Origin of the sequence: Saccharothrix sp. NRRL B-16314 (assembly GCF_000716595.1) — a bacterium.
GTDB lineage: Bacteria > Actinomycetota > Actinomycetes > Mycobacteriales > Pseudonocardiaceae > Actinosynnema.
In genome coordinates this window covers 218102-235835 of record NZ_JNXC01000006.1, presented here as the reverse complement: position 1 = coordinate 235835, position 17734 = coordinate 218102, and the positions used below count along the sequence as shown (strand labels likewise).

Annotated in this window: 17 protein-coding genes; 6 read left to right on the top strand and 11 right to left on the bottom strand. The window is 70.7% G+C overall.

Features of this window, described 5'->3' with window-relative positions; translation table 11 throughout:
* Positions 1-138 precede the first annotated feature (138 nt).
* The 4 genes from OQ02_RS13255 to OQ02_RS13240 all read right to left on the bottom strand — a co-directional run bounded on the left by OQ02_RS13255 (position 139) and on the right by OQ02_RS13240 (position 3955).
* Positions 139-672 (bottom strand): GNAT family N-acetyltransferase, encoded by a 534-nt coding sequence (locus OQ02_RS13255; RefSeq protein WP_231499997.1) that lies wholly within the window; start codon positions 670-672, stop codon positions 139-141.
* An 81-nt stretch (positions 673-753) separates the two neighbouring features.
* On the bottom strand, positions 754-2748 hold the full coding sequence (ligA, locus tag OQ02_RS13250; RefSeq protein WP_033438750.1) for an NAD-dependent DNA ligase LigA: 1995 nt from the start codon (positions 2746-2748) through the stop codon (positions 754-756).
* 80 nt (positions 2749-2828) lie between these two features.
* Entirely contained in the window at positions 2829-3215 is a 387-nt protein-coding gene (locus tag OQ02_RS13245) for a hypothetical protein (protein WP_231499996.1), read from the bottom strand.
* Positions 3216-3241: 26 nt separating this feature from the next.
* Positions 3242-3955 (bottom strand): SDR family oxidoreductase, encoded by a 714-nt coding sequence (locus OQ02_RS13240; RefSeq protein WP_033438653.1) that lies wholly within the window; start codon positions 3953-3955, stop codon positions 3242-3244.
* 101 nt (positions 3956-4056) lie between these two features.
* Here OQ02_RS13240 and OQ02_RS13235 point away from each other — a divergent pair, with 101 nt between their 5' ends.
* Positions 4057-4926: a helix-turn-helix transcriptional regulator gene (locus OQ02_RS13235; protein ID WP_063747051.1), complete on the top strand. Its 870-nt coding sequence runs from the start codon at positions 4057-4059 to the stop codon at positions 4924-4926.
* Here the strand turns inward: OQ02_RS13235 and OQ02_RS13230 are convergent.
* From OQ02_RS13230 to OQ02_RS13200, 7 genes are all read right to left on the bottom strand, one after another.
* On the bottom strand, positions 4892-5470 hold the full coding sequence (locus tag OQ02_RS13230) for a hypothetical protein (RefSeq protein ID WP_156077022.1): 579 nt from the start codon (positions 5468-5470) through the stop codon (positions 4892-4894). The genes OQ02_RS13235 and OQ02_RS13230 overlap by 35 nt on opposite strands.
* Positions 5471-5696: 226 nt before the next feature.
* The gene (locus OQ02_RS13225; protein ID WP_081915598.1) at positions 5697-6992 is read right to left on the bottom strand and encodes an Nramp family divalent metal transporter; all 1296 of its coding nucleotides are present in this window, start codon (positions 6990-6992) and stop codon (positions 5697-5699) included.
* 31 nt (positions 6993-7023) lie between these two features.
* Positions 7024-8013 carry a VOC family protein gene (locus tag OQ02_RS13220; RefSeq protein WP_033438651.1) on the bottom strand — a complete coding sequence of 330 codons (990 nt, stop codon included), beginning with the start codon at positions 8011-8013 and terminating at the stop codon, positions 7024-7026.
* A gap of 2 nt (positions 8014-8015) precedes the next feature.
* The gene (locus tag OQ02_RS13215; RefSeq protein WP_033438650.1) at positions 8016-8246 is read right to left on the bottom strand and encodes a 2-hydroxymuconate tautomerase; all 231 of its coding nucleotides are present in this window, start codon (positions 8244-8246) and stop codon (positions 8016-8018) included.
* A 2-nt stretch (positions 8247-8248) separates the two neighbouring features.
* On the bottom strand, positions 8249-9049 hold the full coding sequence (locus OQ02_RS13210; protein ID WP_033438746.1) for a 2-keto-4-pentenoate hydratase: 801 nt from the start codon (positions 9047-9049) through the stop codon (positions 8249-8251).
* Positions 9050-9069: 20 nt separating this feature from the next.
* Positions 9070-9723 carry a hypothetical protein gene (locus tag OQ02_RS13205; RefSeq protein ID WP_051772243.1) on the bottom strand — a complete coding sequence of 218 codons (654 nt, stop codon included), beginning with the start codon at positions 9721-9723 and terminating at the stop codon, positions 9070-9072.
* A 98-nt stretch (positions 9724-9821) separates the two neighbouring features.
* Positions 9822-11261, bottom strand: a complete 1440-nt coding sequence (locus OQ02_RS13200) for an aldehyde dehydrogenase (RefSeq protein WP_231499995.1) — start codon at positions 11259-11261, stop codon at positions 9822-9824.
* Positions 11262-11852: 591 nt separating this feature from the next.
* Here OQ02_RS13200 and OQ02_RS13195 point away from each other — a divergent pair.
* Genes OQ02_RS13195 through OQ02_RS13175 form a run of 5 tightly spaced genes read left to right on the top strand, consistent with a single transcriptional unit; the run spans position 11853 to position 17530 of the window.
* Complete coding sequence (locus tag OQ02_RS13195; RefSeq protein ID WP_081915582.1) at positions 11853-13388, top strand: FAD/NAD(P)-binding protein; 1536 nt, start codon at positions 11853-11855, stop codon at positions 13386-13388.
* 41 nt (positions 13389-13429) lie between these two features.
* Positions 13430-14995: a 4-hydroxyphenylacetate 3-hydroxylase family protein gene (locus OQ02_RS13190; protein ID WP_033438648.1), complete on the top strand. Its 1566-nt coding sequence runs from the start codon at positions 13430-13432 to the stop codon at positions 14993-14995.
* A 29-nt stretch (positions 14996-15024) separates the two neighbouring features.
* Positions 15025-15594, top strand: a complete 570-nt coding sequence (locus OQ02_RS13185) for a flavin reductase family protein (protein ID WP_063747050.1) — start codon at positions 15025-15027, stop codon at positions 15592-15594.
* Positions 15591-16814 (top strand): aminotransferase-like domain-containing protein, encoded by a 1224-nt coding sequence (locus tag OQ02_RS13180; RefSeq protein WP_051772241.1) that lies wholly within the window; start codon positions 15591-15593, stop codon positions 16812-16814. Before OQ02_RS13185 ends, OQ02_RS13180 begins: the two co-directional genes overlap by 4 nt.
* Before the next feature lie 41 nt (positions 16815-16855).
* On the top strand, positions 16856-17530 hold the full coding sequence (locus OQ02_RS13175; protein ID WP_033438647.1) for an RraA family protein: 675 nt from the start codon (positions 16856-16858) through the stop codon (positions 17528-17530).
* Positions 17531-17734: the final 204 nt, after the last annotated feature.

Below are 17734 nucleotides of genomic sequence, written 5' to 3'. Positions count from 1 at the left end.
CGGGACAGCAACCTCTTGTCTTGATCGCACCGCCACGTCCGCCGGGTCGGCGGAGGCGTCGGGGGAGCGTGGCTACGGCGGGTCAGGCGCGATCCGCTGCACGTCCCCTGACGTGCCGCCGATAGACGTGGTGCCGGGTCAGCCGGTGACCTGTGCCGGTGGCCGCAGGTCCAACCACATGATGCGGAGACCGACGTCTCCCAGGACCGGATGGCGGAAAGCCCCGGGCGCTGTTCCCAGGGTGCTGAACCCGAGGCTTTCGTAGAGGCTGATCGCGGCCGTGTTCGTGTCGACCACAGCGTTGAACTGGATCGCCGCGAACCCGTTGCCACGCGCCCAGGTGATCATGTCGGTGGCGAGGGCCCGCCCCACGCCCTTGCCTCGCGCGTCCTTGGCGACCATCAGGCTGCCGGACGCGACATGGCTTCCGGGACCCGGCCGGTTGGCGTACATGTTCGCGGTACCCAGTACCCGGTCGGCCTCGGCGGCGACGACCACCCTGGCCGGCGCGGCCACCAACCACATGCGCTTGGCGTCGTGCTCGCTCATGTACGGGTCATAGGCGAACGTCTGCTGCTCGGTGACGATGTCGTGCACGATCGGCCACATCCGCGGCCAGTCCTCATCACGTGCCTCGCGGATCGCGAGGTCCGGCCGAATAGGTGACTGCACCCCCTGATCCTGCCCGCGCCGCGACCACATCACCACCCGATTCCGGTACGCGGCGCTCCCGACGCACGTGCCGCCAAGGGCTCAGGCGACGCCCGCCGCGATGAGCTGTTGCCAGATCACGCCTTGGTCGACCACCTCGACTTCCAGCTTCTCGGCCTTGGTGATCTTGCTCGCGCCGACGTCCGCGCCGGTGATGAGCATGTCGGTGCTCGCCGACACCGAGGACGCGGTGGTCGCGCCCGCCTTCTCGCACAGCCGCTGGAAGGTGGGGCGGGGCACCTTCTCGCCGGAACGCGGGTCGCTGATCGCGCCGGTGATCACCACCGTCTTGCCGGCCAGCGGCGCGTCGGACGCGACGACCGGCGGCAGGTCCTCTTCCCGCACGTCCAGCGAGACGCCGCGTTCGCGCAGGCGCTCCAGCTCGGGCCGCAGCCGGGTGAGGTGTTCGATCAGGGAGGCCGCGACCTTCGGCCCGATGTCGTCGACCGCCACGAGCCGTTCCTCGCCCGCGTCGGCGACCTCCTCCAGCGAGCCGAACCCCGCGCGGCACAGGCGGGTGGCGGTGCCCTCGGAGGCCATCGGGATGGCGAGCCCGATCAGCGCCCGGCGCAGGCCGACGGCCCGGCTCGCGGCGATCGACTCGATCATGCGGGTCGCGGAGGTCTCGCCGATGCGGTCGAACTCCAGCAGCTGCTCCTTGGTCAGGCTGTACAGGTCCGACGGGTGTTCGAGGATGCCTGCCTCGGCGAGCCGTTCGATCCACACCGGACCGACGGCCTCGATGTCCGCCGCCGCCCGCGACGCCCAGTGGATCAACCTGCGCACGGTCTGCGCGGGGCAGGCGACGTTGGTGCAGAACAGCTCACGGCTGTTGCCCTGCTCGGTCAGCCCGTGCCCGCACGAAGGGCACGCGTCGGGCGGCACGATCTCCCGCTCCGCGCCCGTGCGCTTCGACTCGTCCAACACCCCGGCGACGAACGGGATCACGTCACCCGCGCGGCGGACCAGCACCGTGTCCCCGATCATGATGCCGCGCGCCCGGATGACCTCCTGGTTGGCCAGCGTCGCCCTGGTCACCGTCGTGCCGCCGACGAACACCGGCTCCAGCCAGGCGACCGGGGCGATCTTGCCGGTCTTGCCGACGTCCCAGACCACATCGGCCAGCACGGTCGTCTTCTCCTCGGCGGCGAACTTGAACGCCAACGCGCCGCGGGGCGAGTTCGAGCGGGTGCCGGCGGCGGCGTAGGCGCTCCGGTCGGCCAGCCGCAGCACGGCCCCGTCCAGGTCGTAGTCGAGGTCGTTGCGCTGCGCCTCGATCTCCCCGATCACCGCCTGCGCCTCGGCGGCGTCGACGCAGTGCCGCATGTCGGCGCCGGTGAACCCGAGCGCCCGCAGGCCGTTCTCCAGGTCGTTCCAGGCGTCCGGGTCGGTGGACGTGTCGAGGTCGAAGGCGAAGAACGTCAGGCGGCGTTCGGCGACCGTGGCCGGGTCCTTCGCCCGCAACGTGCCGGCGGCGGCCCCGCGCGGGTTGATCAGGGGCTTGTCCGGGTGCGCGACGTTGTAAGCGGTGAACGTGGAGCGCAGCATCACCGCCTCGCCGCGCACCTCGACCCGCCCCGGCGCGGCGACCCGCACCGGCACCCCGTCGACCAGCGCCTTCACCAGCACGGTCACGTCGTCACCGGTGGTGCCGTCGCCGCGGGTGACGGCACGCGCCAGCCTCCCGTCCTCGTAGACCAGGGCCAGCGACAGCCCGTCCAGCTTCGGCATGACCGCCACCGGCTGGCCGGGGAAGCGGTCGAAGAACGCGGCGACCTGCTCGGGTCGGGTCGCCTTCTCCAGCGACAGCATCGGCCGCGAGTGCCGGACGGGCGCGTGCAGCACCCCCGGCGCGCCCACCTGCTCCAGCGGGTTGGGGTCGGGCGCCAACCCGGGGTTGGCGTCGATCAGCCCCCGCAACTCGTCCTCGATCGCGTCGTACTCGGCGTCCGCCACCAACGGCGAACCCCGGTAGTAAGCGTCACGCAGCACCACGACCTGGTCCGCGAGTTCCCGAATCCGTTCCCCGGCATCCACGGCGTACAAGTTACCGGCGACCACCGACAATTCCCGGCGGTCACCGGCCGGCGCGGCACCCGACCGGGACCGTCATCCGATCAGGACGGTCGGACCCAGCGGCGGAGGGCGTCGATGGTGGTCTCGGGGGAGGTGTTGAAGCAGAACCTGATGCTCGGCTGGACTTCGACCAGCACGTTGACCAGGCGTTCGAACAGCAGGGTGTGGTCGGGCGCCATGCGGACGCCCGCACCGATCATCGCCACCCGGAACGGTCCGGAGGCGGCGCACGCCCGCAACGTCGCCTCCGCTTCGTCCGGCACCGCCGACACCTGGCACGAGACGAAGTCGAACCCGGCCGCGCGCAACGCGGCCTCGCCCGCCTCGATCCGCGCGGTCAGGGTGGGTCGGTCCAGGCCGGGGTAGCGGCTGTAGTCGACTGCACCGGGGTGCAGTCCGACCGACAGGACGGTGCTCGGAACGTCCACAAGGTCTCCATCGTCGATGCCTGCGGTCACCACGGGACCGGTCCGGTCCGGTCGAAGAACCCGCCGGTGGGGCCGTCCGGGGCGGTGGTCGCCAGCCGGACGATCGCATCGGTGCCTTCGACCACCGTCTGGAAGCCCGCGTGGCCGGTCATGTCGGTCGCGGTGTAGCCGGGGTCCACCGCGTTGACCCTGATGTCGGGCAGGGCGAGGGCGTACTGGGTGGTGATCATGTTCAACGCCGCCTTGGACGCCGGGTAGCCGAGCACGGGAGGCACCAGGCCGCTCAGTTTCGGGTCGGTGACGGTGGCGACCGACCCAGTCCCGCTGGACACCATCACGACCCTGGGGTGCTCGGCGGCCCGGAGCAGCGGCAGGAACGCCCGGGTCACCCGGACCGGCCCGAACACGTTCACCTCGAACACCTCCCGCAGGGCGCGGCCGTCCGTGTCGGCCGGCGGGAGGTCCGGCCCACCGACACCGGCATTGTTCACCAGCACGTCCAGTCGCCCCGCCCGGACCTCCACCAGCCCGGCGGCCGTCGCCGCGGACGACTCGGAGGTCACGTCGAGCGGCACGAACTCCACGTCCAGACCGGCCGCGGCCAGCTCGGCCGCCGCCGCCGTGCCGCGCGTCGTGTCCCGTGCCGCGAGGAACACCCGCCAGCCCAGCGAAGCGAGCCGCCGCACCGTTTCGCGCCCCAAACCCCTGTTCGCACCGGTCACCAGCGCCGTCGTCGTCATGCCGTCAGCATCGCGGGCCGGAACGGGCGTCCACCAGGACCGCCAACGCCTGGGACTCGCGGTCCTACCCCGACGATCACGCCTCGGGGCACGATGGACAAGTGGACAGAGCCGAGCTGGCCGCGGTGTTGCGCACCGCACGCGCGCGGGTGAAACCGGTCGACGTCGGTCTCCGGCCCGGCTCGCACCGACAGGTGCCGGGACTGCGCCGCGAGGAGGTCGCCCACCTGGCGGGCCTCAGCGTCGACTACGTGGTCCGGCTCGAACAGGGACGTGGGCCCAAGCCGTCCGGCCAGGTCCTGGGTGCGCTGACGCGAGCCCTGCGGCTCGGTGACGACGACCGGGACCTGGTGTTCCGGCTCGCCGGTTCCGAACCGCCGCGAGCCGGGCGCGTGCCGATGGCGGTCGGTCCGAGCGTCGCCCGCCTCCTGGGCCGGATGCGGGACGTGCCCGCCGTGGTGTTGTCGGCCAAATCCGATGTGCTGGCCTGGAACCCACTCGCCGCCGCGCTGTTCGGCGACTTCGCCGAATGGCCACCCGCGCAGCGCAACGTCATCCGACAGCGATTCCTCGGTACCGGTCCGTCCTCGATGGCGCTCACCCCGGAAGACGACGACGCGACCGCCGCCGACTGCGTCGGGTGTTTGCGAACCGCGCACGCCCGCTATCCCGCAGACCCCGATCTCCAACAGCTCGTCGCCGAACTGCGCGCCGGCAGCGAACGCTTCGACCGGCTGTGGCGGGCCGGCCGTTCGGGGCGGGTGCGCACCACCGCCATCACCGTCCGGCACCCGGAACTCGGCCGCCTCGCCTTCGACTGCGACGTCCTGCTGGTGCCGGAAGCCGACCAGGCGCTCGTCGTCTACTCACCCGCCCCCGCGACGTCGGAATGCCGTGTGCCCGACGGAGAGTTCCGCCGGGCACGCGGACACCCGGTCAGCCGGTCGTCAGCGCGACGTCGTCCAGGATGAACGAGGTCTGCACGTCCCAGTCCTCGCGGCTGGTGAAGCTGACGGTCACGGTCTGGCCGGCGAAGGCGCCGACGTTGAACGACCGCAGCCGGTAGTCACCCTTGTCCACGTTGGAGAAGCGGCCGACCACGGTGCTGCCGACCTTCACGGTCAGGGTGTCGTACGCGACCGGCAGGGTCTCCGCCGTGTCGATCTTCACGTGCACGGACAGCGTCGAATTGGTGCAGCCCGCGGGGATGGTGACGGTCTGGCGCAGCGACTCGACCGTGGGTGCGGCTGTGCCACCCAGCCACGCCGACCAGCTGCCCGTGCGGGGCGCGGCATCCCCGGTCCACGTGTGGATCGACCAGTCTGCACCGTCCCAGCCGGTCGGACCGCTCTCGAAGCCGGGGTTGACCAGCACCTGACCGGGGTTCGCGCAGGCGGCCGGGCTGATCTCCGCCTGGGCGACGGCGGGCGGGGCGAGCACGGCGGACGCGGCGGCCAGGGCCACCCCGGCCATCGCCACCCGTCGGGCTGAGGATCGGCGAACAGGTTCCTTCACGTTCACTCCCTGATTCCAGCGTCAGGACCGGCGAGCGGGACAGGCCGCTCACCGGTCACGGCGTGCCGAACGTGTTCGCGCGAACGTGAGCAGACGCTAGAGCAGCAAATCTTCGGGCGCCATTGCCGAATACGCAGAAGACATTGGGGACTTCGGGTTTCCGGCGAATGATTTGAGACGCTGGTTGCACTTCGTCGGCTGATCGTTCAGCCGAACGGCCCCCGTCTCAACCGGTCACCACCAGAGCGACCAGGGTCAGGTTCAGCGCGATGATCGCCACCACCGCGATCCACGCGCACGCGGTGGTCGCCCGCCGGTTGACGTGGTCTCCCATCGTGGCGACCGACGACGTCAGCCGGACCAGCGGGACCAGCGCGAACGGGATGCCCATCGACAGCACGACCTGCGAGAGCACGAGCGCGTCCGTCGGGTCGAACCCCGATGCGAGCAGCGCGAGGGCCGGGACGAGCGTGACGACCCGGCGGAGCATCAGCGGAACCCGCACGTGCAGGAGCCCGTCGAGCACCACCGCGCCGGAGTAGTTCCCGACGGCCGTCGACGCCAGACCGGAAGCCAGCAGGCCGATCGCGAACAGGAAGGCGATCCCGCCGCCCAGGGTCGAGCCGATGGCGGCGTGCACGCCCGACACCTCGTCGATGTTCTCCGAACCCCGGAGCGCACTCGCCGCGACCAGCAGCAGCGCGAGGTTGACCGCGCCCGCCAGCAACATCGCCATCACCACGTCGGCGCGCGTGGCGGCGAGGACGCGTCGGACCGCGGACCCCGTGACGTGGCCGTGGCGATCACGCGCCAGCGCCGAGTGCAGGTACACGGCGTGCGGCATCACGGTGGCGCCGAGCATCCCGGCGGCCAGCAGCACGCTGTCGGTGCCGTCGAAGCGGGGCACGAGGCCACCGAACACCTCGGCAGTAGGCGGTGACACGAGCAGCCCGGCCGCGAACCCGCACGCGATGACGACCAGGAACGTCGTGATCAGCCGCTCGAACGGCTTCTGACCCCGTCGGTCCTGCACGAACAGCAGGACGGTCGACACCACGCCGGTGATCAGGCCGCCCCACAGCAGCGGCAGGCCGAACAGGATGTTCAGCGCGATGGCACCGCCCAGCACCTCGGCCAGGTCGGTCGCCATCGCGACGATCTCGGCCTGCCCCCAGTACGCCAGCCGAGCGGGCTTGGGCAGCCGGTCCCGGACCGCCTCGGGCAGCGAGCGCCCCGAGACCAGGCCGAGCTTCGCCGACAGGTACTGGACGAGACCCGCCACGACGTTCGCCGCGACGAGGACCCAGACGAGCAGGTAGCCGTAACGCGCGCCGGCCGCGGTGTTCGTCGCGACGTTGCCGGGGTCGACGTAGGCGATCGCGGCCACGAAGGCGGGCCCCAACAACGCGGCCCTTCCCCGTAAGTTGGCCGCTTTCCTGCGAACGGGTGTGGTCGTCACGCCTTCCTCCTGGTGAGTGCTCGTGGTGGCGCCGCCGGTGGTGACGAGTGGGCCACTCGTCACCACCGGCGGCACCGGCAGACCGTGCGAGGCGTCAGGCCGTTTCGGCCTCGGGGTCGTCCACGGGGGGCGTGCCGTAGGTGAAGTACGTCTCCTGGGGCAGGTTCGTGCCGCCGATGGCGGTGGCCGTGTCGATGTCCGCCATCGTCCACGTCCTGGTCTCGAAGTCCGGCTCCAGCTCCAGGATCCCCGGGTCGCCGAACAGCTCGATCCGGTTGCCCCCGGGCTCGAACACGTACAGGAACGCGCCCTGGGTGATGCCGTGGCGGTCCGGTCCCGCCTCGATCTTGATGTCGTAGTCCCGGAACATCTCCGCGGCGTCCACGGTGTGCTGCTGCACGCCGTAGTAGAACGCCACGTGGTGCAGGCGGCCCCGCGCGCCGCGTGCGTCGTGCATGATCGCGATCTCGTGGCCGAGGATGTTGCTGCTCAGCCAGGCACCGATCTCGACCTCGCCGTCGACGACCCGCTCACGGGTCTGCATGCCCAGGTAGCGCTCGAAGGACTTCTTGGTCGGGGTGACCTCGCTGGCGAGCAGGTTCAGGTGGTCGATGCGCTTGATCGGCAGGCCCTGCAACGGCTTCTTCGACGGCCGGGTGAGGATCTTGCTCTTCAGCTCCGGCGGCGCCTGGTACTTCTCGACCTCCCACAGCAGGTTCATCCGGTGGCCGTCGGGGGTGTCGAACTGGTAGGTCTTGCCGTACCCGTAGTCGCCGTCGTGCCAGCGGCCCTCGACGTTGCCGTCCCGGATCGCCTTGACCCGCCGCTCCAGGGCGTCCGGCGACGCGGTCCGCATGGCGAAGTGGTCCATCCGCGGCTGCGCGGCCTCGGTGACCTTCAGGCTCCACTGGTACGGGTCCTCGTAGCCGCGGAGGTAGACCGACTGCCCCTCGCGGTAGGTCTCGTACATGCCGAGCAGGTCCTTGAAGAACCACAGGGTGCCGTCGGGGTCGGGTGTGTGCAACTCCACCCGGGCCAGGTGGGCGATCTCGTGCCGGCGGAACTCCGGGTCCAGGTCGGACATCGTCATTTCTCCTGTTCACTGTGCTCGGTGGTGGCCGCCGCGGCGGAAGTCCGCTCGGCGATGGTGACGTCGCCTGCCGCCCAGTGCTCCGGCTCGACCTCTCTGATGACGACCCGGATGTTGGCTTTCGGCGCGCCGACGGCCCGGTGCGCGGCCTCGGTCAGCTCGTGGATCAGGTCCCGGATCTGCTGCGGGGTGCGCCCGGTCCCGAGGGAAACGTCGATGAACGGCACGGTCAGCCTCCTGCGAGCGTCACGGTTCCGAGGGTGGTGAAGTGGGCGGCGACGCGGGCGCCGGGCGTGACGTGGACGGCGTCCGTCATGCCGCCGGTGAGCACGAGCCAGCCGGGTTCGATCGCGAGACCCCTGGCGCCGAGGAGGTTGGCCGCGAGCGCCAGCGCCTCGGCCGGGTGTCCCTGCACGGCGGCGCCCGTCGCGGCGTCCTCGACCTGGCCGTCCACTTCCAACAGGCAGGCCTCGTGCGCGAGGTCGAGCCGTTCGGGCGCGACGGAGACCGGCCCGAGGACGAACAGGCCGGACGAGCTGTTGTCGGCGACCGCGTCCTGCATGGTGAACTTGAAGTCGCGGTACCGGCTGTCGATGACCTCGATCCCGCCGTGCACGCTCGCGACGGCGCGCAGTGCCGTTGCCGCGGTGACTCCGGGCCCGACCAGCCGTTCACCCATCACGAACACGATCTCGGGCTCCGCCCTCGGGTGGATCAGCCGTTCCCGGGGCAGCGGCGCGCCGGCGGGCAGGACCATCGCGTCGGTCAGCCAGGCCAGCGACGGGTAGTCGATGCCCATCCGCCGCTGCTTGGCGCGCGAGGTCAGGCCGAGCTTCACGCCGATCAGCCGTTCACCCCGGTCCAGGCGGCGGCGCAGCGCCTCGAACTGGATCGTGTACGCGGTGGTCAGGTCCAGGTCCGGCCACAGCCCGGTGATCGGACCTCGTGCGGTCCGCGACCGCTCGGCGTCCAGCAGGACCTGCGCGGCGCGGGCGACGTCGCCGGGGCGGATGTCGGTGGCTCCGGTCATCTGGGTTCCCTCCATCGCCGTCACGCCCCGAGCACCGCGGTGACCGAACCAAGGCCGGGCACGGAGACGACGGCCGCCGCACCCGCCGGCAGGGCGGCCGGCCTGGTCATCGAGCACACGAGCACGACCTGGCCCGCGGCCAGCGCGAGCCCTTCCGCGCAGACCTCGTTCGCCAGCCACACCAGGGCGTTGAGCGGGGAGCCGAGCATCATCCCGCCGGCGCCCGTCTCGACGAGCTCGCCGTCGCGGTGCAGCAGGCAGCCCGCCAGCCGCAGGTCGATACCGTCCACACCGGACGGTCGTGTGCCCAGCACCACGACCCGGCGCGCCCCTGCGGGTGCCTCCGATTCCGGCGATTCGCTGATGTCGGCCGCGAGCAGCACGTGGTCCACCGCGCGGACGACGTCCACCACCGTCACGTCCGGTCCCGCGAGCGGACGGCCGAGCACGAACGCGAGTCCGGTCTGGACGGTGGGCGCGGTGAACCGGACGTCGATCGGCTGGTGCTCCGGCCGGAAGTCCGCGGCGGCCAGCTCCGCGAACACCGGCCGGTCCACGCCCAGGGCGCGTTGCGCCACCCGCGACGTCGCGGTGACCAGGTAGCCGTACGGGCGCGTCGGGCGCTCGGGCGGGTGCTTGCCCTGCTTCTCCTGGGCGATCTCGGTCGAGACCATTCCTCCCCTTTCGTACGTGGACGTCCTGTGATGGCGCGACGGGCTCGGTACGGCGCGGCCCGACGGCCCGGTTCGGCTCGACGGTTCGGCTCGACGGCTCAGCGAACGCGCACCATGACGGCTCGCGGCTCGGTGAAGAACTCGCGCGAGTACTGGCCGCCCTCCCGGCCGACACCGCTGGCGCCCTCCCCGCCGAACGGCAGGCGCAGGTCGCGGTCGAAGTACGTGTTGATCCACACCGTGCCGGCCCGCCACCGGGCGGCCAGCCGGTGCGCGCGGTCCAGGTCCCGGGTGAACAGGATTCCGGACAGGCCGTAACGGCTCGCGTTCGCCAGCGTGATCGCTTCCTCTTCGGTGTCGAAGGGGATGACCGATTCCACCGGTCCGAAGATCTCCTCTTGCGCGGTGCGGCTGTCGTTGGACAACCCGGTGACGATCGTCGGGGTGTAGTAGAAACCGTCGGCCAAACCGGCCGCCGTCATCCGCGCACCACCGGCGATGATTTCCCCGCCTTCTTCGGCGGCCAGTTCGACATAGCCGTGCACTTTGTCGAGGTGGCGCTGCTCGATTAGCGGCCCCATGTCCGAAGCCGGGTCCTTCGGATCGCCGACCACGATCTTGGCCGCGGCTTCGGTGAACCGCGCCAAAAATTCTTCGAGGATGCCGCGCTGGACGAACAGGCGGGTTCCCGCGAAGCACACTTGACCGTTGCCGGCGAATGCCGCCTTGATCGACTCCGGCACGGCGACGTCCAGGTCCGCGTCGTCGAAGACGATGTTCGCCGACTTCCCGCCCAATTCGGCCGACACCGGTGTGAGATTCGCCGCCGCCGCGGCCATGATCTTCACCCCGGTGGCGGTCGACCCGGTGAAGGTGATCCGGTCCACCCGCGGATCGCTGGTGAGCGGTCCGGCCACCTCGTCACCGCCGAAACCGTGCACGATGTTGAGCACGCCCTCGGGCAGGCCCGCCTCCAGGGCGATCTCCCCGAACCTGGCCGCGGTCAGCGGGGTCTGCGGCGCGGGCTTGAGCACCGCCGTGTTCCCGAACGCCAGGGCCGGCGCGAGCTTCCACGTCGCCAGCATCAGCGGCGCGTTCCACGGGCTGATCGCGCTGACGACGCCCGCCGGCGGGTGGAGCGTGTAGGAGAGCAGTGGCCCGTCCGGGTACGCCGAGTCCGCCGCGAAACTGGCGTAGTCGGCGAAGAACCGCAGGTTGTGGGCCACTCGCGGGATGTCGGCGTGCCGCGTGACGCGGATGATCTTGCCCGCGTCACGGGTCTCCAGCTGGGCGAGTTCTTCGCCGTGCGCCTCGACCGCGTCCGCGACGGCGTGCAGCACCCGGGCCCGTTCGCGCGGCGTCATCCGCGGCCACGGGCCCTCGTCGAACGCCGTGCGGGCCGCCGTCAGGGCGGCACGCGCGTCCTCGGCGCCACCACGGGCGACGGCCGCCAGCACCGTGTTGTCGTGCGGGTCACGGGTGTCGAACGTCTCCCCGCCGGCTGCGGGCACCGAGGCGCCGTTGATCAGGTGTCGCACTTCCGGGAGGACTTGCCCGGTTTGTCCGTCAAGTGCTGCGGACATAAATCTCCCCAACTCCGTCCGCATTGCGGACACCGGCATCGAGAAATCTTATCGGCGCAGATCTGAGACGTCGGCCGCGATTCTGCTCGCGGCGTGCGGGAGCATCGCTCCGGGCTGGAGCGATGCTGGTGGGTGAGGGTGGAAGATTAATCCGAAAGGACGACTCCGTCGGCATCTCCTCGGCCGAATGGCTCAAGGTATGCCACGTGAACACGCCCCCCGGTGACCTCGATCCATCTTCCACACGGGACCCCGACCGGTCAAGCAAGTGCGTTCGAAGCCGCACTGTGGGACCCCTCGACGAGTTGGTTGACCCCGGGTATCCGGACAGGTAGCGTCGAAGCAGGGGAGGGCGTTCTGGTAACTCGCCAGTCGCCTTGCAGCCGGTCTGGGGACTTTTCTTGGCTGCATTTCACCGCTGGGGCATCCCATTCTTCCAATTGACCAGTGGCGCGTTCGCACGCGCCTCCCTTGGGCTGCCTCCGAACCGGGGGCAGTCGGCGTGTGCGTGCACGATCCAGGAGGGACTCAGGTGAGCTCGACGCCATGCGTAGCGACAGACGAATAGGGATCGTCGGCGGCGGCGCCTCGACCGTGTGCCTGCTCGACGCACTCGCCCGGTCGGACGTAGGCGGCGGGGCGATCACCGTATTCGACCCCTCACCGCACCTCTGGCGGGGAAGGCCGTACCAACGGGACGTCACCGCTGTCCGGGTCAACATCGCACCCGAGGGCATGACGATCCGCAGCGGGGACAAAGCGCACTTCACGCGATGGCTCGCGGCGCGGTACCCGAAGGCGCAGGGCGAGAACGACTACATGGACCCGCTGTGCGGCATCAAGTTCATCCCGCGCGCCATGTACGGCGAGTACCTGGAGGACTCCGCCCGCGATGCGCTGGTCCACCTCGCCGAATCAGGGTGGCGGGTGTCCGTGGTTCGCAAGCAGGTCGTCTCCGCGGACACATCGGATGATGGGGTGATACTGACGACCGACGACGGCGATGTGTCCGTCGTGGACCGTGTCGTCCTCTGCACGGGCCGTGGCGCGCCACCCGACGACTACGGGCTCAAGGGCACGCCAGGTTACGTGGTCGACCCGTACCCGCTGGCGAAGACCCTCGGCCAGGTCGACCCGGACCAGGACGTCGCGGTGCTGGGCAGCGGGCTGACCGGAGTGGACGTCGTGCTCGCGTTGGCGGCAAAAGGACATCGCGGGCGCGTGCACATGCTGTCGCGCAGCGGGGTGCTGCCGACCGTGCGGCAGACGCCGTTGTCGCACCAGCTGGTCCACTTCCGCCCGGACGAGTTACGCGACGCCGCGTTACGCGGTGAGACCCTGGGGCTCGACCGGCTCGTGGAGATGATGCGGGCCGAGTTGATCTCCGCCGGGGAGAACCCCGCGACCGTGCTCGCGGAACTCGATTCGCTCGACCGGGAAGACCCGACCACCAGACTGCGCCGGCACCTCGCCGCCGTCGATTCACCCGACCGCGCACTGCGGATCCTCCAGTACGCCGTGCCGGCGACCGGACCGGACGTGTGGACGCTCCTCTCCGAGGAGGACAAGTCCGGCCTGATCCGACGCCACTACCGCGCGATGATGAGCATCTGCTGCCCCATGACCGCAGCCGCAGCCCAGAAGCTCGTCGGGCTGGTCGACCGCGGGCAGCTGGAGATCGTCCCCGGCGTGCGGCAGGTCGCCGTGGCGGGGGAGGGCTTCACCTTCACGGTCGCCGAACGCACGACGGCCGTCGACGTCGTCATCAACGCGGTGAACCCCGCCGTCCGCTCGACGTCGGCGATGGCGAAACCACTGGTCGACGGCCTGGTGGGTGCCGGGCTGGCCCAGGCGCACCCGCGCGGCGGCGTGCACGTCGAACGGGCCACCAGCCGGCTGACCGTGGACGGCGTTCCCGACCACCGCTTCCACGCGCTCGGCGACCTCGCCGGTGGCAGCCTGTTCTTCACCTTCGGCATGCCGTCGTTGGTGGACCGCGCGCGGGACATCGTCGACGACCTGCTCCTGCTCGAACCCGCGAATGGACTGCCCGCGGCGGGCACCACCCTCCAGACCGCATGACGCCGCGCACACCCGAGACCGCAGTTCAGGGAAGGAAGCCCATGACCACCGTCGCACCCAACCCCCAGTCGGCAGGCACGGCCAACGATGTCCGACCGATGACGGGCGCGCAGTACCTCGAATCACTGCGCGACGACCGCGAGGTCTACATCTACGGCGAACGGGTGCGCGACGTCACCGCCCACCCCGCGTTCTACAACAGCGCGCGCTCGATCGCCCGCCTCTACGACGCATTGCACGAGCCGGAAGCCGAAGGCGTCCTGCGCGTGCCGACGGAGACGGGCAACGGCGGCTTCACCCACCCGTTCTTCAAGTCCGCGCGGACCTCCGACGACCTGGTGAAGTCGCGCGACGCGATCGTCGCGTGGCAGCGCCTGGTCTACGGGTGGATGGGCCGGACCCCCGATTACAAGGCCGCGTTCCTCGGCACGCTCGGCGTGAACTCCGAGTTCTACGGCGAATACCAGGCCAACGCGCTGCGGTGGTTCAAGGACGCGCAGGAGCGGTTGCTGTACTTCAACCACGCGATCGTGCACCCGCCGATCGACCGGCACAAGCCGGCCGACGAGACGGCCGACGTCTGCGTGCACGTGAAGAGGGAGACCGACAGCGGGCTGATCGTGTCGGGGGCCAAGGTCGTCGCCACCGGTTCCGCGCTCACCAACGCGAACTTCATCGCGCATTACGGATTGCCGTTGCGGGACAAGAAGTTCGGCCTGGTGTTCACCGTGCCGATGGGCTCGCCCGGCCTCAAGCTGTTCTGCCGCGCGTCCTACGAGATGGCCGCGAAGGCGATGGGCACGCCGTTCGACTACCCGCTGTCGAGCCGGATGGACGAGAACGACGCCATCATGGTGTTCGACGAGGTTCTCGTGCCGTGGGAGAACGTCTTCATGTACGACGCGGAGTCCGCCAACGCGTTCGCGAACGGCTCGGGCTTCGTCAACCGCTTCACGTTCCACGGCTGCACGCGCCTCGCCGTGAAGCTCGACTTCATCGCCGGGTGCGCGATGAAGGCCGTCGAGATGACCGGCACGTCCGCCTTCCGCGGTGTGCAGGCGCAGGTCGGCGAGATCCTGAACTGGCGCGACCTGTTCTGGGGCCTGTCCGACGCGATGGCGAAGTCGCCCGAGGCGTGGGTCGGCGACAGCGTCCAGCCGAACGGCCGGTTCGGCATGGCCTACCGGACGTTCATGGGCGTCGGCTACCCGCGGATCAAGGAAATCCTCGAGCAGACCCTGGGCAGCAGCCTCATCTACCTCAACTCGCACGCGTCCGACTGGAAGAACGGCGAGATCCGCCCGTACCTGGACCAGTACCTGCGCGGCTCCAACGGGGTGCAGGCCATCGACCGGGTCAAGCTGATGAAGCTCCTGTGGGACTCGATCGGCACCGAGTTCGGCGGCCGGCACGAGCTCTACGAGCGCAACTACGGCGGCGACCACGAGGCCGTGCGTTTCCAGACCGTGTGGGCGTACGAGGGCTCCGGCATGGCCGACGAGCTGAAGGGCTTCGTCGACAAGTGCATGTCCGAGTACGACCTCGACGGCTGGACCCAGCCGGGTCTCTACGACCCGTCGGACATCTCCGTCGTCGCCCGGGGCTGACGCGGGCCACGCACGTCGAGGGGACGTCGATGACCGACAGCACGACCGAACGGCTGCTCGACACCGCCGGTGTGGCGCCGGGCGACCTGCGCGGCGCGATGAGCCGCTTCGCCAGCGGGGTGACCGTGATCACCACCGCCACCGGCGGGCCGGCGGGTCCGGAGGCGCACGGGATGACGGCCAACGCCTTCCTGTCCGTGTCCCTGGCGCCGCCGCTGGTGCTGGTCTCGGTGGCGGCGCGGGCGAAGTCGAACCGGCGGATCACCGAAACCGGTCGCTACGGCGTCTCGGTGCTCAACGCCGGGCAGCACGCGCTGTCGCGGCACTTCGCGGGCATCGAGGCGATGGCCGACGCGGTGGACTTCACCTGGGACGACGGCATCCCGCTGATCACCGGGGCACTCGTCCAACTGGTGTGCACGGTCCGCGCGTCGCACCCGGCCGGCGACCACGTTCTGCACGTGGCCGCGGTCGACCACGTTCGGACGCGTGACGGCGTGCCCTTGCTGCTCTACAACGGAGAACCACGCACGCTCACGCCGGCATGGCCGGCGGAGGACTGGCGGACGCGTGAGACGAGGAGGGGGAACGGCCAGTGACGACACCCAACGCGGTCGGGCGACTGCCCTGGGAGCGGATGTTCGCCCGCCACGTCGCGGACGACAGCGGCGACGTGATCACCGCGATCCTGAAGCAGGCGGGCGGCGACGGGACCATCGCCTTCTCCGGCGGGTTCCCGCACCCCGCGACGTTCCCGCGGGAAGCCCTGGAGGAGAGCTTCACCCGGATCCTCCAGGACCCGGCGAGCCTCCAGTACGGCCCGACGGCCGGTCTGGCCGGTCTGCGCGACTGGTTCGCGGGCTGGCTGGCCGACCACGACGGCACGCGTCCCGCCGAGGACGAGCTGATGATCACCAGCGGCGGGATGGAAGGTCTCGGCCTGGTGGTGAAGTGCCTGGTCGACCCCGGTGACCGGGTGGTAGTGGAGGCGCCGACGTTCATGGGCGCACTCGTCAGCTTCCAGCGCGCCTCGGCCCGGACCGAGGCCGTACCGGTCGACGCCGACGGCCTGGACGTCGACGCGCTCGAACGCCTGCTGACCGGCCCGGGGACGCCGCCGAAGCTGCTCTACACGATCCCCGACTACCAGAACCCGACCGGCGTCAGCCTCTCGACGGAACGCCGGCACGCCCTGGTGGCGCTCGCCCGGCGGCACGGCCTGCTGATCGTCGAGGACGTCGCCTACCGCGAGCTCGGCTTCGGCGACGACCGCCGCCCGAGCCTGTGGTCGCTCGCACCGGACGTGGTGGCGCAGGTCGGCACGTTCTCCAAGACGTTCACGCCCGGTATGCGGATCGGGTGGATCTCCGCGCCCGCCGACCTGGTCGGCCAGCTCGTCCGGGCCAAGCAGAACACCGACCAGTGCTCCTCCGGGCTCGGGCAGCTGCTGCTGGAGGACTACGGCCGGTCCGGGCGCTTCGACCAGGGCATCCTCGCGTCGAGGTCCTTCTACCGGGCGCGGTGCCGGATCATGACCGACGCCTTGGCGGAGCACCTGCACGAGGGCGTCCGCTTCACCCGCGCCGACGGCGGCTTCTTCACCTGGCTGACCGCGCCCGACACGGTCGACCCGGACGCGTTCCAGGAGGCGGCCCGCGCCGCCGGCGTCACCTACGTGCCGGGCGCCGCGTTCTACCCGGACCAGCGCGGCGAGCGCGAACTGCGCCTGTCCTACAGCCGGGTGGACGACGCGACGATCCCGGAGGGCGTGCGCCGGCTCGCCTCGGCGCTGGCCTCGTCGGACCGGGCGCGGCGCTGACCAGGCACCAGGCCGACCTTCCCCCGCGAGAAAGGCACACGATGAAAGCCGTCTACAACGATCTGGTCCGCCCGGACAAGGCGCAGGTGGAGGCGTTCAACGACATCCTGCGCTTCTACAGCCCCAGCTGCCTGGTCGCCGACGCGTCGCCGGAGGTAGGGGCGATCGGCGGCTGGCAGACGGTCAAGCGGGAGCACAAGATCGCCGGGCCGGCGCTCACCGTCGACCTGCCCGCCGACCTGCTGGTCGACATCCTCCCCGTGCTGCCGCGCGCGCAGCCGGGCGACGTGGTCGTGCTGGCCTGCCAGGGCCGGGTCGACCTGGCGATGTGGGGCGGCCTGATGACCACGTTGTCGCAGATGGCGGGCATCGCGGGCTGCGTGGTCGACGGCGCGGTGCGCGACGTCGACGAGGTGCGCGACCTCGACTTCCCGATGTGGTTCCGGTCCGTCGTGCCGCGCCGCTGCCCACCCGCGGTACCCGGTCAGAGTGAACCCGTCCGGGTGAACGTGCCGATCGAGGTCGGCGGCACGGTGATCAACCCGGGCGACATCGTGGTCGCCGACGAGAACGGCGTCGGCGTGGTGCCACCGGCCGTGGCCGACACCGTGCTGGCGGAGGTGCACGAGCTGCTGGAGAAGGAGGCCGTGGTGCGCGACCTCATCAACGGCGGCGCGACCCTGGCCGACCTGCTGGCCAGGTTCGGGCACATCTGACCTGGTCGACGCGGTATCCATCAGCCTGATCGCACCCACGCAGCGGCACGGCGTGGCGGTTGTCCCCAACGCGATAAGCTCGCTGGCGGCGAGACGAGGGCTCGCCCGAGGTGGGGGAACGACGCTCGGCCGGGTGACGAGGACGACCGGTTACGCCGTGCACGCGCCCTGCCGGAGTTTGTCAGTCACACGCGACCCGGAGGA